Below are 14,473 nucleotides of genomic sequence, written 5' to 3'. Positions count from 1 at the left end.
CATGTCGGATCCGGGTCTGCCTGTTCGTGGCTAGGGTGAGTGACCGTCGACGGGGCGGTCGCACGACCACTGGAGACGATGATGACGATTCACTCGCGGGCGAAGGTTCACCGGATGTTCGAGCTCGTCGAGCCGATCGCCACCGTGACCTTCTCCGACGTACCGAACGAGGCGTTCCTGGCCATCGGCATGCGGAACTACTGGGACGGGTACTTCGCTGGCCGGGCCGCGCCGCTGGGGATGGTGCCGGCCGAGGTGGTGCACGCCGTCTTCTACAACTTCGCCGACGGCGAGGTCGCGCGCCACATCCCGTGGGTCTGGGGCAAGACCACGCCGGCGGAGGCAATCGCCGTACGCGAGCGAGGCAGCGCGCTCGCGCTCCGGCAGCTGATCGGGGAGCTCGCCGACTCCGCCGAGCTGGCGCAGGTCGCCGATCTCGCCACCCGTGCTGGGCTGAGCGCGCCGACGGAGGGTCGTGTGTTGTATGCCGGGCTCCAGGCGCTCGACGTACCGGAAGAGCCGGTGGCCAAGCTGTGGCACGCGGCGACGCCGCTGCGGGAGCACCGCGGGGACGGACACAACGCCGCACTGGTTGCCAACGGCATCGGTGGCACCGAAGCCCACGTGCTGATGGCTCTGGCGGCCGGGATGCCGGCGGAGAAGTTCGGCCGGATCCACCACCTGCCGAAGGCACAGCTCGACGGCGTCGTCGACGGCCTACGCCGCCGAGGCCTCGTCGACGCAGCCGGCGGCTTCACCGACACCGGCCGCGCCACCAAGTCCCGCATCGAATCCCTCACCGACGAACTCGCCGCACCGCCGTACGACGTCCTCACCCCGGACGAACTCGATCAGCTGATCGCGGGGCTCGAACCGATCGCCGCCGCCGTCGAGGCAGCTGACCACTGAGATCAGCGGGCTTCGGCGACGTGTTCCGGACTGGCTGTGTCGAGCGGGATGCTCTCGGCCGGGATGACGCCGAGTTGCGTTGTCTGCCGGGGGAGTACGGCGTCGTACAGCCACTCGGTCGCCGTGCGGATGCGGTTGCCGGGCATCGATAGCAAGTGATAGCCCCGGGTGACTGCCTTCGCCGGTAGACCAGCCAGCGGCAGATGCAGCGGGTTGGCCGCGGCTTTTGCACCGCCGAGGTCGACAGCGAAGCCGAGGTCGTGGTGCTTGTACGGCCGCAGGTCGCCGGTCCCGAAACCGGCCGCGAGGTTCTCGGCGGCGTGCTTTCCCTGGCGCTGCGCGTGTTGGGCGGTCATCGGGGTGACCTCGCCGGGCCGCGTCAGGTCCGGTACGGCGGCCGCGTCACCGCAGGCGAAGACCTCGGGGCGTCCCGGCACCCGCAGGTACTCGTCGACGACCAGCCGGCCCTTGTCGGTCTTCAGCCCGAGTCCGTCGACCACGGGATCCGGCCGTACGCCGACACACCAGATCAGCGAGCGCGTCGGTACGAACGAGCCGTCGTTCAGGCGTACGCCGAACTCCTCCGCCTCGTCGACCGACACACCCATCCGTGCGTCGACACCGCGCTCACGCAGTACGGCGTCCGCCGTCCGTGACAGTCGCTCGTCCAGCTCGGGGAGGACGCGGTCGGCCACGTCGAGGAGCATCCAGCGGATGCGTTGGTCGCTGAGCCGCGGATGGCGCTTCCGGAGCAGCTCGGTGTAGAGGACGCCGTGCGCGGCGACTTCCGTTCCGGTGTAGCCGGCGCCGACGACGACAAAGGTGCACAGCGAGTTGCGCTCGGCGGAGTCGGCGGAGTCGTCTGCCAGTTCGATCTGCTGTGTGAGGTGATCGCGGAGGAACACTGCTTCCGGGATGCCGCGGAACCCGTGCGCGTACTCCGCGACACCCGGGATCGGCAGCAGCTTGTTCACACTGCCGGCCGCGATGACAAGCCGGTCGTACTCGAGCTCAGCAGGCGAGCCGGTCGGCTCGGCGTACCGCACCGTCCTACGGTCGAGGTCCAGTCCGTCGACCTCGCCCAGCACCATCCGCACCCCCGGCAGCGCGTCGGCGAGGGACACGGTCACGTGCCGAGGTTCGAGGATGCCGCTGGCGACTTCGGGGAGGAGCGGGACGTAGAGGAAGTAGTCGGTCGGATTCACGACGACCACCTCCGCCCGCCCTCTCGCCAGCCGACTGAGCCGCCGCGCGGCGTGGAACCCGGCAAACCCGGCTCCCACGATGACAATCCTCGGCTTCACCATGCGCCCCCTGTACCAGCCGCCCCGGTTCGCAAACCGGGGCGGACCGCGGAACCGTCTCTTGATCTCCGGCTGATCGTCTGATTAGTATGCTGATCATGCGATCAGTCGGGGATGAGGACGACCTCACGGCCAAGGCGAATATCCGTAATGCCGCGCTGCGGTTGTTTGCCGAGCGTGGGCATGATGCGGTGACGATGCGGGAGATTGCCGGTGCGGCGGGGGTTTCGCAGGCGTTGCTGGCGCATCACTTCGGTAGCAAGGAGGGGCTGCGCGCGGCGGTGGACGACTATGCCGGGCGGGCGTTCGACGCGTTGTTCGCGATGGACGAGCAGGAGGTTGCCGGGGCGATGACCGGCGACGGCTGGGCCTCTGTCGCGGAGATGTTCGCGCAGGCGTTTCCGCCGGGCTCGCCACTGCCGGCGTACCTGCGCCGGTTGCTGCTGACCAACGATCCGGCCGGCTCGGCGTTGTTCGGCCGGTGGTTCATCCAGACCCGCCAGCTGCTCGAGACCATGGACGGGCTCGGGGCGACCCGGCCCGCGGAGGATCCGGCGGTTCGGGCGGCGTTCCTGCTGGTCAACGACTTGGCGGTGCTGTTGCTGCGGAACCACGTCGCCGCGGCGATCGGGGTCGACCCCCTGACGCCGGAAGGCATGTCCCGCTGGGCCAAGGAGGTCACCGCCGTGTACTCGCAGGGTGCGTTCGTATCCGAGGAGGGGCAATCATGACCGATGTCATCAGCGTCAGCGGACTCACCAAGACCTTCGGGACGTTCCGGGCTCTCGACGGTCTCGACCTGGCTGTCCGCGCGGGCGAGGTCCATGGCTTTCTCGGCCCGAACGGCGCGGGCAAGTCGACCACCATCCGCATCCTGCTCGGCCTGATGCGTGCGAGCGGCGGCCACGTCGAGCTGTTCGGCGCCGATCCCTGGCGGCGGGCCGACAAGCTGCACGGCCGTCTCTCGTACGTCGCCGGCGATGTCGCGCTGTGGCCCGGTCTCACCGGAGGCCAGTGCCTCGACGTGATCGGCACGACGTACGGCGGTGTCGACTACAAGCGCCGTGAGCAGCTGATCGAGCGCTTCGAGCTCGATCCGACGAAGCGGATCCGCGACTACTCCAAAGGCAATCGGCAGAAGGTCGCGCTGGTCGCCGCGCTGTCCGCAGAGGTGGAGCTGCTGGTGCTCGACGAGCCGACGTCCGGCCTCGATCCGTTGATGGAGCAGGCCTTTCAGCAGTGTGTGCGCGAACGGCGAGAGGCCGGCGTCACGGTCCTGCTGTCCAGCCACATCCTCGACGAGGTCGAGGCGCTGGCAGACCGGGTGAGCATCGTTCGCCGGGGCCGCACGGTGACGACGGGCAGCCTCGCCGACCTCCGTCGTCATACGCGTACGACGGTGCACGCGGTCACCGGCGCCGAACCAGCCGGGCTCGCCCGGGCCGACGGCGTGGCCGACTGCGTCTCCGAGCCGCTGGACGGCCAGGTGGACACTCGGTTCACGATCGATGCCGACCACCTCGACGCGACGATCGGTCTGCTGCACGCGGCGCGGATCCACACCTTGACGGTCACACCGCCGAGCCTGGACGCGCTGTTCCTGCGCAACTACGACGACGACGCCGTCGAGCCGATTGCGGCAGGCGCGCGATGAGTACCGGCAGCATCATGGTGGGGATCGTCTGGCGCACCCGCCGTCGTGGAATCCTGGTGTGGGTGGTCGCGCTCGTCGCCGGCATGGTCGGTACGGCCGCGGCCGTGGCGCACATGTACGACACCCCGGCCAAGATCCACACCTACGCCCAGGCGGTCACGTCCGGCAGCGCGCTGGCGGCGATCAACGGGCACGTCGAGGGCATCGACAGTCTCGGCGGAGTGATCCAGGACGAGTTCGGATTCCTGGCCTCGTTCCTGTTGCCCTTGCTCGGGATCGGACTCGTCGCCGGTTCGACCCGCCGCGAGGAGGAGTCTGGCCGGCTCGAGACGATCCTCGGCGGCCGGATCGCCCGCCACCAACCGACCCTTGCCGCGCTCGTGGTCGCGACGACGGCGATCCTCGCCACGTCAGTTCTCTTCGCGGGCGGTCTTGTGCTCGCAGGGGTGCCGGCATCCGGGGCGATCCTGTACGCCGCAGCACTCGGCGGGCTGGCCTTCGTGTTCGCCGGCTTCGCCGCATTCGTGGCGCAACTCGTCCTGCATTCGCGCGGGGTCTACCTGTGGAGCCTGATCATGCTGGCCGCGGCGTACGCGCTCCGGGGGATCGGTGACACCACCAAGACCTGGTTGACCTGGCTGTCTCCGCTGGGATGGGCCGAGAAGACGGCACCGTTCGGCGGCCAGCGGTGGTGGGCGCTCGCCCTTCCCGCAGTCGTCGGAGTCGCCCTGGGTGGTGCGGCCGTATGGCTGGCCGCTCGGCGCGACGTCGGCAGTGCGTTGAGACGGGGCGACGCGGGACCGGCGCGAGCGAGCCGGCTCCAGCGGCGGCCGATCGGGTTCGCGATCTGGATCCATCGTCCGGCGGCTACGGGCTGGTTGGCCGGCGGGGTCTTGTTCGCCGCGATGATGGGAGCGCTGGCCCAGCAGTTGCTCGACGCAATGACCGGCAACCCTGCGTTGGCCGAGTCCATGGGTATTCAGGGCGGCCGTCCGCTGGATGGTTTCGTTGCCGTGACCCAGCTGTACCTCGCTGTCGTTGCCGGCGGCTACGTCATTCAGGCGATCGGAACCCTCCGGGCCGAGGAGACAGAAGGACGCCTGGAGCCCCGCCTCGCGGGTACGCTGTCCAGGGTCCGCTGGCTCGCGGCCCACCTGATCGCGGTGGCAGCCGGGTTGGTGCTGATCGTCGTCGTCTCGTCTTTGGTACTCGCGCTCTCGGCGGCCTGGTCTGTTGGTAGCACCCACGACTTCGCCGCAATCATGAAGTCCGGCCTGGCCTACCTGCCGGCCGAACTCGTGCTGGCCGGGCTCGCGCTCGCGCTGTTCGGCACCTGGCCGCGCGCCTTCGGGCTCGCGTGGGCGGCGTACGCCGCGGCAACATTCGTCGCGTTCCTCGGCCCTGGGCTCAAGCTCGCGCAGTGGATCGTCGACCTCGCCCCCACCGCCCACGTCGGCAACCCTCCGGCGGGAACGGTCGACGCGGCCGGCCTGTCCGCCCTGAGCGTCCTCGCCGTCGCACTCCTACTGATCGGCTTCGTCGCCTTCCGGCATCGCGACGTACCCGGGTAAACCCCAACTTTCTTCCCGGTCGCGGCGTCAATCGTGCTGACCGGGATGAACGAGCGGGGGAGCAGGTTGATGAGGCACAGGTTCGGGTTGCCGATCGGGTTGGCACTGGGGGCGGCGGTGGCGATCGGCTGTCTGCATGCCGCATCCTCGGTCGAGGCCGGTACGGCGAACGCCGCCGAGAGCGCGCCCCGGGCCGTCGCCTCCACCACGTCCACGACGCCGGTGAAGCCGACGACGCCAACACGCACGCCCTCGACCACGCCGACCCCGTCGAGCACCCAGACCACTGAGCCGTCAGGCCCGGTGAAGCAGGCGCAGGGGAAGGTCGTGTACCTCACCTTCGACGACGGTCCCGACCCGCACTGGACTCCGGAAGTCCTTGCAGTGCTGGCGAAACACAACGCCCACGGCACGTTCTTCATGCTGGCCCAGAACGCGGACCCGCACCCCGAGCTGGTCGGCCAAGTCCGTGCCGCAGGCAACAGTGTCGGCAACCACTCGGTCTCGCACCCGCAGCTGCCCAAGCTTTCGCCCGCGCAGCTGCACCACGAGGTCGCCGACGGAGTGCAGTCGAAGTGCTTCCGCCCGCCGTACGGCGCGACCAACGCCCGCGTCCGCGCCGAGATCCACCGTGACGGCATGCAGCAGGTCCTGTGGGACGTCGACCCCGAGGACTGGGCGCGTCCGGGGACGGCGACGATCGTCCAGCGTGTACTGGCGGGAGCGCGACCCGGCGCGATTATCCTGATGCACGACGGCGGTGGCAACCGCGCCCAGACGGTGGCAGCCCTCGACCAGGTCCTCACCACCTTGTCCGCCCGCGGTTACACCTTCGCCACCTTGTCCTGCTGACGATCAAGGACGTTGGACGATGTATGTGAATCCCGTCGCGCGGACTTGGACGACAACGCCGGTCACGGGGGTGACGGAGTTCCACGAATCGTTGCCCGGCTACGCGCCGACCCGACTGGTCGACGTACCCGCTCTGGCCGACGAGCTCGGGGTCGGCAGCGTGTTCGTCAAGGAGGAGTCGAGCCGGTTCGGCCTGCCGGCGTTCAAGGTCCTCGGTGCGTCGTACGCCGTCTCGCGTGCGCTGTCCGCGCTGCTCGGCGACGGCGATCACGCGCTCCCGCTCCGGATGCTTGCGGACAGCAACGTCACGCTGATCGCGGCCACGGACGGCAACCACGGCCGCGCGGTCGCACACCTGGCTCGTTTGATCGGTCTGCCGGCCCGGATCTTCGTCCCCGACTCGCTCACCGCGGCGGCGAAGGCCGGCATCGCATCCGAGGGCGCGCAGATCGTCGAGTTGCCGCTCGAGTACGACGATGTCGTGGCGGCAGCCAGAGAAGCCGGATCCGCGCCGGGTGCGCTGCCGATCCAGGACACCGCCTGGCCCGGGTACACGCAGATCCCGCAATGGATCGTCGACGGCTACAGCACCTTGTTCACCGAAGCCGACACCCAACTCGCCGCAGCCGGAGCGCCGGCCCCCGACGTCGTCGTCGTACCGATCGGTGTCGGCTCCCTCGCCCAAGCCGCCGTACGCCACCACCGGGTTCACGGGAGGTCTCAACCCGTCGTGCTCGGGGTCGAACCGGAACACGCTCCCTCTGTCATCACCTCGCTCCAAGCAGGCCGCCTCACCTCCGTGCCCACGCACCCCACGATCATGGCCGGACTCAACTGCGGTACGCCGTCCCACGGCGCGTGGCCCGACCTGCAGTTCGGCCTCGACGCCGCAACGACCGTCACCGACCAACAAGCCGCAACCGCAGTCCACGACCTCGAATCCGCCGGCATCGACGCCGGCCCCTGCGGTGCGGCAACCCTCGCAGCCATCAGAACCGCCCTCCCCGAGCTGCACCTCCCCTCAACCGCAACCGTCCTCCTCCTGAGCACCGAGGCCCGTGCCGCCAACCCCCTTCCCGACCACCTCTAGCAACAAGCGGGCCTCCCACCCAGAGGATGGAAGGCCCGCGGTTGTTGCGGATCGTTGTCAGCTGGTGAACTTCACCGAGTCGAACTGGTTGATGGCCGATTGCGTTACGTCGTGCGACGTCGAGAAGATCCCGCCGTCCTGGGTTGCCGCGGCCGAGGCCAGGGTGACCGGCGTCCCCACCGCGACGTAGTTCTGGCCGTCGTAGGAGTACGCCGCGCTGTACGACGTACCGGACCGGGTCAGCTTCACCCAGATGGGCCGGTAGATGTCGACACTCGCGCGCACCTCGGTGTCGAGATAGCCGTCGCCGTTGGCGTCGTACTCGAAGACAACGCCGTTGCGGGCGGTGACGGCCACGACCGCGTAGCCCGCCGAGGATCCGGCCTTGGTCATGTCGTTGCGGATCATGACGCCCGACTTGGCGTTCGTGTTGGCGTCGTTCACCGACACGACCCGCGCCGAGACGCTACTCGTGCCCTGGACTGAACCGGGGCGGTAGATCGAGGCGAACTGGTCGTCGTGCTGACCGCCCGCGCCCCAGACGTCCGCGCCCTGGGCCGCGATACCGAAGGTCCCGCCGTTCTGGCCGGTGTACGAGCTGACGGCCGACGCGTTGGCGACCGCGAAACCGGGCGCGACGGGAGCAGGGGTCGCGCAGCCGGTGAACCCGAACTGGTTCGCGTTGAGCGCCGTGCGGTACTGCGGTGCGACACCCGCCGCGCAGATGACGTCATGCGCACCGGCCGGCCAGTTGGCGCCGCTGATCTTGATGTTGTTGATCAGCTGGTTGTTGTGCGCGGCCGCGTTGGGTGTGGACGCGCCGCCGGAGTTGTACCAGTTGTTCTGGATCAGGTTGTCGCTGGTGTTGTTCCGCAGGCTCGAAGCGTTCGTGAACAGGAACGAGCCGCCCTGGACGACGTTGTTCTGGTACGTCATCGACCGCGAGCCCTCGTCGAGGTAGAGGCCGACACCGGAGATGTTGAAGAGGTAGTTGTCGCTGACCACCGCGCCCGGGTTCGCCGAGAGGTTGTAGACGGACCCGCCGTCGGCGAAGCGCGCCTTCGTGTTGTGCACGAGGTTGCCCTCGACCTGGGTGTCCTTCAGCGTGGTCGGCGTCGTGTACTTGGTGTTCCAGTTGTAGTAGCCGCGGTCGACGTAGTCGTTCGAGCCGCCGGCGTCGTTGATCCCCCAGCCGTAGCCGGTGTCGATCCCGTCGTACGGGACGTTGGAGACCTCGTTGTGCAGGATCCGGGCACCGGTGACGTAGGTGCTGAGGATGCCGCTGTTGTCCTTGTAGTCCACGCCGACCCGGTTGATCGTGTTGTTCTCGATCAGGATGTCCTGGTTGGTCATCCGCGGGTCGCTGGGGTGGTGCGCGTCGGGCAGTACGCCGCCGACCGCGACGCCGTGGCCGCTGTTCTCGACGAACTGGTTGCCGACGACATCGATGTTGCTCGCGCCGAGGCCGACGCCGGTCACGGTGGCGTTCGAGTCGTTGCCGATACCCAGCGCGGACTGGCCGAGGTTGGTGAAGGTGTTCCCGGTGAACGAGACGCGGCTGGCGGCCGATACCTGTACGGCGGCCGGCTCCTGGAACCACGAGGTCCGGGCGCGCTCGAACATCTCACAGCCGCGCGAGCAGCTGGTGAACGCGTCGGCCGGGCGGTAGTCGTAGGCGCCCTTGATGAACAGGCCGTTCTGCTGGTCGGCGTACCCGTCGGTCGACGGGCCGAGCCAGGACGTGCCGGAGAACTGGATGCCCTCGAAGGAGAGCCCGGTGACCGGGTTGTCGTAGGTCCCGCCGATGCTGATCAGGGACTGCAGTCTGGGCAGCTCGACGTCCAGCTGGTTCGGGTCCACGCCGTCGGCGGGCTTGTAGTAGACCTTCCCGCCAGTCGGGTCGATGTACCACTGACCGACCTGGGTGAGGAAGCTCAGCGAGTTGTCCAGGTACCAGCTCGGCCCCGCCAGGAAGGACCGCTGGACAGTGTCCCAGCCCCACGTGTTGTTGTCCCAGGCCGGCTGCGCCATCGTGATCTCGGTCGGGCTGATGCTCTGGACCGGCGAGTACCGGTTGGTGAAGTCGCCGAGCGACTCGAACTCGATCCGGCCCTGGTCGGGCAGCGTGGCGAGATAGCTCAGCGCCGGGTTCTTGATGGTCAGACCCGTCGCGGTCGGGGTGACATCGGAGTTGGCGAGCCGAAGAGCGGCGCGCGGGGCGATCACGCCGTTCACGTACAGCTGGCGGGTGTCGAGGCCGACGGGAGTGCTTGCCTCCCAGATCCCCGGGCCGGCGGCGGACTTGGTCCAGCCGGTGACCGCCGAGGCGCCGGTGATGACGGGGTGGGCGCCGGGAGCGGCGACCCAGTGGACGGTGTGGTCGCCGCCGCTGTCGTCGGCGTCGAACCGGAGCGGCGCGGTCAACCGGTAGTTGCCATCGGCAAGTTGTACCGTCACGTCGCCGTGCTTCACGGACTTACGCAACGTCTTCTGCGCCCGCTCCAGCGTGCAGGGCTTCGCCTGGCTGCAGTTCCCGGCGTCCTTGCCGTCCGGCGCCGCGTAGTACGTCGTCGCGGGGGCGGCCTGCGCGCTCAGCGGGCTGAGCGCCGCGGCGATGACGGCGCCGGCGCCGAGCAGCGCGAGCAGCGCCGGTCGGCGTCCCCTGGGTGTGGTCATCGAGCGTCGTGATTCAGACCTCAATGTCATGTGCGATCGCTTCCTGTTCTAGGGGGCGTCGATACCCCCGGAACAGAGTTAGCATACGTATTATGTTTGCGACAAGAGGTCGCTCGGCTAGTGATTTCTGGCCGGATCCGGTGCTGAACCGGTTGAGTCGAGCTCGTCCCACAAGGCATCGGGGATCTCCTGCCGGTACCTCTTGGCGGTACTGCGGACATGCTCCGCGGTGCGCATCCCGGTGACCACCGACACGACCGCGGGGTGGCGCAACGGGTACTGGATCGCGGCCGCGGGAAGGCTCACGCCGTGGCGATCGCAGATCTCAGCGACGCGCAACGCCCGGTCGACGACGGCCTTCGGCGCGCGCCCGTAGTCGTAGTACGCCGTGCTGTCGACGGTCGCCGTACTGAGCAGGCCGGAGTTGTAGACCGCCGCCGCGACCACGCCGACGCCGCGCTCGTGGGCGACGGGTAGCAGGTCGTCGAGAGCCGACTGGTCGAGGAGCGTGAGGCGCCCGGCGACCATGACGACGTCGACATCCGTCCGCCGGACGAACTCCGCCAGCATCGCCGCCTGGTTCATGCCGGCGCCGATCGCGCCGACGACGCCCTGGTCCCGAAGCTCAACCAGGGCAGCGATCCCGGTCGATGCGGCCTGCTCCCAGTGGTCGTCCGGATCGTGCAGGTAGGCGATGTCGAGCCGGTCCGTCCCGAGTCGTGCGAGGGACTGTTCCACGGAGCGGAGGATCCCGTCGCGGCTGAAGTCCCAGACGCGCTTGCGCGTTGCCGGGACCGCGAAGCCGTCGTCGTCGAGTTGATCGGCGGTCTCCGGACTCGGGACCAGGAGGCGTCCCACTTTCGAGGAGACCAGGACGCCGGCAGCGCCGGCCAAGGCCTGGCCGAGCCGGTGCTCCGACAGGCCGAGGCCGTAGTGCGGCGCGGTGTCGAAGTACCGGATGCCTTCGTCGAGTGCGGCCGCGACGGCTCCGGCCGCCTCCTGGTCGGTGGTCTCGGTGAACAGGTTGCCGAACTGGGCGGCGCCGAGGCCGAGTTCGGTGAGCTGGTGACCGGTGCGTAGCGGCCTGGTGACAAGCGGGTGTCTGGACATATTTTCAGCATACGTATTATGTTTGCCGCGTTCTGATCGAGGAAGGAAACAGCGATGTTCGCGGTCAACTACGTGGGTAGCCGGACGATGGCGCTCGAAGAGCGTGAGCCGGCCGACCTTCGTCCGGGTGAGGTCCGGATCGCCGTTGCGTACGTCGGCCTGTGCGGCACCGACCTGCACGTGTTCCACGGTGACATGGACGCCCGCGTCACTACGCCGGCGACCATTGGGCACGAGATGTCGGGCACGATCGCCGCGCTGGGACCCGGCGTCGAGGGGTGGTCGATCGGTGACCCGGTGACCGTCATGCCGCTGGTGTGGGACGGGACGTGTCCGGCCTGCCGGGCCGGCAACCAGCACATCTGCCAGCACCTGGACTTCATCGGTATCGACAGCCCGGGAGCTTTGCAGCAGTTCTGGAACGTGCCGGCGGCGACGTTGGTGAGGCTGCCGTCCGGGGTGTCGCTGCGGGACGCGGCGCTCGTCGAGCCGGTCGCCGTCGCGGTTCACGACGTACGGCGGTCGGAGCTCGCGGCCGGCGACAAGGCCGTCGTGATCGGCGCCGGACCGATCGGTGTCCTGATCGCGACGGTCGCGGCCGCGCTCGGTGCCGAGGTCGTGGTCGCGGAGATCGATCCGGCACGCAGGACTGCTGCCGCCGAACTCGGACTCATGACGATTGACCCGTCGTCGGTCGACCAGGCCGCGTGGGTGGATGAGTGGACCGATGGGGCCGGCGCGGATGTCGTGTTCGAGGTGTCCGGCGCTGCCGCCGCCGTTGCGGGTGCTACCGGCCTGGTCAAGGTCCGCGGGACACTCGTCGTGGTGGCGATCCATCCGCAACCGCGGCCGCTCGACCTCCACCGGGTGTTCTGGCGGGAGCTGCGGATCCTCGGCGCGCGGGTGTACCAGCGGGCAGACTTCGAACGTGCTGCGGAACTCGTTGCCGACGGCACCATTCCGGCGGCGCGGCTGGTGACCGGCGTCGTACCGCTGGCCGAGGTGGAGTCGGCCTTCGGCGTGCTCGAGTCCGGGCAGGCGATGAAGCTGCTGGTGGAGTTGAACGCCTCATGAACCCCTTCGACCTGAGCGGACGGCTCGCTGTGGTGACGGGCGCGAAGCGCGGGATCGGCTTCGCCATCGCCGAATCGCTGGCCGCTGCGGGCGCCGACATCGTCGGTGTGTCCGCCACTCTGGACCCCGCCTCGTCCGAGATCGGCGAGCGCGTGCGGGAGCTCGGCCGCGAGTTCTCCGGGCACCGGGTGGACTTTGCCGACCGCGATCAGGTGACCGACTTCGCCGAAGCGCTGGCCGCCGGCGACCGGCAGGTGGACATCCTGGTCAACAATGCCGGGACCATCCGCAGAGCGCCCGCGGCCGAGCATTCGCTCGACTGGTTCGACGAGGTTCTCGAGGTCGACCTCACCAGCGCGTTCGTGCTCAGCCAGATCCTCGGCCGGCGGATGCTGCAGGCGGAGTACGGCCGGATCGTCTTCACCGCCTCACTGCTCTCGTTCCAGGGCGGGATCAACGTGCCCGGCTACGCCGCCGCCAAATCCGGTACGGCGGGGCTGGTCCGCGCGCTGTCCAACGAATGGGCAGGGCGCGGTGTGACGGTCAACGGCATCGCCCCCGGCTACATCGCCACCGACAACACCCAAGCACTACGGGACGACCCGGACCGGTCTCGAGCCATCCTCGAACGGATCCCGGCAGGCCGCTGGGGGACGGCGGCCGACATCGCCGGCGCGGCCGTGTACCTGGCGTCGGACGCCGCCCGCTACGTCACCGGAACCATCCTCCCGGTCGACGGCGGGTGGCTTGCCCGGTGACCTTCCGGGCCATGGTCAAACATCATACGTATGCCCTATCATCTGGCATCACCGAACCACTCCGACTCGTCAACGAGTCGACAAGACAAGGACAGCTCATGGTCGGAATCCACACCGCGGTTCAGCTCCGCCGCCGGCCGGCGGTGACCGTCGCCGGGATCTGCGCGGCCGCCACCGCGTTCCTGGCCCTCGCCGGGTGCGGCGGCGGTAACACCACGGCGAGCGGGTCGAACGGCTTCCCCGAAGTCAAGCAGGACACCTCCTCGACGATCACGGTCTGGGTCGACGCGGACCGGCAGGCCGCCGCGAAGGCGTTCCAGCAGGCCAACCCGGACACCAAGATCCAGGTCGTCTCGTACGACGGATCGGCGAACGGGTCGAACTCGTTCCGGACCAAGATGCAGCTCTTCGACCGGGCCGGCAGCGGCTGGCCGGACGTCGTGTTCTCCAGCCAGAACAACGACGCGGCCTGGGCCAGCCAGAAGAGCGGCGGCAAGCAGGCCTTCGCGGCCGTGCTGAACAAGGGTCTGGTGCCCAACGACACGCTCTCGAAGTTCACCGAGGGATCGCTGAACCCGTGCACCGTGGACGGCCAGGTGTACTGCCTGCGTAACGACCTCGCTCAGGCCGTGCTCTGGTACAACAAGAAGCTGATGGACCAGTTCGGCTACGCCGTTCCCACCACGTGGGAGGAGTACCAGGCGCTGGGCGAGAAGGTGGCCAAGCAGCACCCCGGCTACATCATCGGAACCGCCGGTGACGCCTGGACTCCGGAGGTCTTCTTCTGGGCCAGCAAGTGCCAGGCGAACGGCATCACCGGGCCCAAGTCGGTCACCGTGAACACCGACTCGACCGAGTGCAAGCGGGCGGCTTCGCTGCTGGACACGCTGCGCGGCAACGGAACCGTCCCGGTGGTCAGCGTCTTCACCCCGGAGTTCGTCAAGAAGTACTCCGGCAAGGTGCTGATGATGCCCGGTCCGGCCTGGTACGCCGGGGCGATCTTCAACAACCCGCAGTCGCTGAACGTGCCGGCCGGCCAGCTCGGCATCGCCGCGCCGCTGCCGTGGAAGGGCGACGACAAGCCGGTCACCGGCAACGTGGGTGGCGGCACCTGGTTCGTCTCCAGCCACTCGAAGAACCTGGCCGCGGCGGAGAAGTTCGTCCAGTTCGTCACCACCGCCGACGACTACCAGGTGAAGGTCGCGCCGGGCTATCCCGCCTACGCGCCGGCCGCCGAGAAGTGGGTCGCGAAGCAGGAGTCCAGCAAGTACTTCGCAACCTCGCTCGAGCCGGTCGTCACCGCCGCCTCCCAGGTCTGGGACGGCTGGGGTTACGGAATCTTCAGCCAGGAAGCGATCTGGGCGAAGACGGTGACCACGGCGGTGACCGGCGGCAAGTCGATCGTGGAACTGCTGCCGACGTGGCAGCAGGCGATCGAGAACCAGGCCAAGGTCAACGGATATTCGGTGAACTGA

12 protein-coding genes are annotated in these 14,473 nt (G+C 68.7%); 9 read left to right on the top strand and 3 right to left on the bottom strand.

The genetic code is table 11. From position 1 onward, the window contains the following. Nucleotides 1-81 precede the first annotated feature (81 nt). Nucleotides 82-909 carry an SCO6745 family protein gene (locus ABT313_RS01645; protein WP_350847515.1) on the top strand — a complete coding sequence of 276 codons (828 nt, stop codon included), beginning with the start codon at nucleotides 82-84 and terminating at the stop codon, nucleotides 907-909. Between the two features lie 2 nt (nucleotides 910-911). Here ABT313_RS01645 and ABT313_RS01640 read toward each other — a convergent pair whose 3' ends face one another. Next, on the bottom strand, nucleotides 912-2,192 hold the full coding sequence (locus tag ABT313_RS01640) for an NAD(P)/FAD-dependent oxidoreductase (RefSeq protein ID WP_350847513.1): 1,281 nt from the start codon (nucleotides 2,190-2,192) through the stop codon (nucleotides 912-914). A gap of 119 nt (nucleotides 2,193-2,311) precedes the next feature. On the opposite strand from ABT313_RS01640, the gene ABT313_RS01635 reads away from it, so the two are divergent. The 5 genes from ABT313_RS01635 (at nucleotide 2,312) to ABT313_RS01615 (ending at nucleotide 7,380) form a co-directional block, all read left to right on the top strand. Beyond that, nucleotides 2,312-2,944 carry a TetR/AcrR family transcriptional regulator gene (locus ABT313_RS01635; protein ID WP_350847511.1) on the top strand — a complete coding sequence of 211 codons (633 nt, stop codon included), beginning with the start codon at nucleotides 2,312-2,314 and terminating at the stop codon, nucleotides 2,942-2,944. After that, nucleotides 2,941-3,867 carry an ABC transporter ATP-binding protein gene (locus ABT313_RS01630; RefSeq protein ID WP_350847510.1) on the top strand — a complete coding sequence of 309 codons (927 nt, stop codon included), beginning with the start codon at nucleotides 2,941-2,943 and terminating at the stop codon, nucleotides 3,865-3,867. The genes ABT313_RS01635 and ABT313_RS01630 overlap by 4 nt, the downstream gene beginning before the upstream one ends. Then, on the top strand, nucleotides 3,864-5,438 hold the full coding sequence (locus ABT313_RS01625; protein ID WP_350847509.1) for an ABC transporter permease: 1,575 nt from the start codon (nucleotides 3,864-3,866) through the stop codon (nucleotides 5,436-5,438). Before ABT313_RS01630 ends, ABT313_RS01625 begins: the two co-directional genes overlap by 4 nt. Nucleotides 5,439-5,507: 69 nt before the next feature. Next, on the top strand, nucleotides 5,508-6,290 hold the full coding sequence (locus ABT313_RS01620) for a polysaccharide deacetylase family protein (RefSeq protein WP_350847508.1): 783 nt from the start codon (nucleotides 5,508-5,510) through the stop codon (nucleotides 6,288-6,290). Between the two features lie 19 nt (nucleotides 6,291-6,309). Beyond that, on the top strand, nucleotides 6,310-7,380 hold the full coding sequence (locus tag ABT313_RS01615; RefSeq protein ID WP_350847506.1) for a pyridoxal-phosphate dependent enzyme: 1,071 nt from the start codon (nucleotides 6,310-6,312) through the stop codon (nucleotides 7,378-7,380). A gap of 57 nt (nucleotides 7,381-7,437) precedes the next feature. On the opposite strand, the gene ABT313_RS01610 is transcribed toward ABT313_RS01615, so the two are convergent. Both ABT313_RS01610 and ABT313_RS01605 read right to left on the bottom strand, forming a co-directional pair. Further along, nucleotides 7,438-10,056 (bottom strand): right-handed parallel beta-helix repeat-containing protein, encoded by a 2,619-nt coding sequence (locus ABT313_RS01610; protein ID WP_350847504.1) that lies wholly within the window; start codon nucleotides 10,054-10,056, stop codon nucleotides 7,438-7,440. Nucleotides 10,057-10,173: 117 nt separating this feature from the next. Continuing rightward, nucleotides 10,174-11,166 carry an aldo/keto reductase gene (locus ABT313_RS01605; protein ID WP_350847502.1) on the bottom strand — a complete coding sequence of 331 codons (993 nt, stop codon included), beginning with the start codon at nucleotides 11,164-11,166 and terminating at the stop codon, nucleotides 10,174-10,176. A 54-nt stretch (nucleotides 11,167-11,220) separates the two neighbouring features. Here ABT313_RS01605 and ABT313_RS01600 point away from each other — a divergent pair, with 54 nt between their 5' ends. The 3 genes from ABT313_RS01600 (at nucleotide 11,221) to ABT313_RS01590 (ending at nucleotide 14,473) form a co-directional block, all read left to right on the top strand. Further along, the gene (locus ABT313_RS01600; protein WP_350847500.1) at nucleotides 11,221-12,240 is read left to right on the top strand and encodes a zinc-dependent alcohol dehydrogenase; all 1,020 of its coding nucleotides are present in this window, start codon (nucleotides 11,221-11,223) and stop codon (nucleotides 12,238-12,240) included. Beyond that, the gene (locus ABT313_RS01595; protein WP_350847498.1) at nucleotides 12,237-12,998 is read left to right on the top strand and encodes an SDR family oxidoreductase; all 762 of its coding nucleotides are present in this window, start codon (nucleotides 12,237-12,239) and stop codon (nucleotides 12,996-12,998) included. The genes ABT313_RS01600 and ABT313_RS01595 overlap by 4 nt, the downstream gene beginning before the upstream one ends. A gap of 98 nt (nucleotides 12,999-13,096) precedes the next feature. Next, a complete protein-coding gene (locus tag ABT313_RS01590) occupies nucleotides 13,097-14,473 on the top strand; it encodes an ABC transporter substrate-binding protein (protein WP_350847496.1) in 1,377 nt (458 codons plus the stop codon).

The sequence above is a fragment of the Kribbella sp. NPDC000426 genome (genome assembly GCF_040300265.1).
Classification (GTDB): Bacteria; Actinomycetota; Actinomycetes; order Propionibacteriales; family Kribbellaceae; genus Kribbella.
Note: the sequence above shows the minus strand (reverse complement) of the source record. Positions and strands in the feature narration are given on the sequence as shown.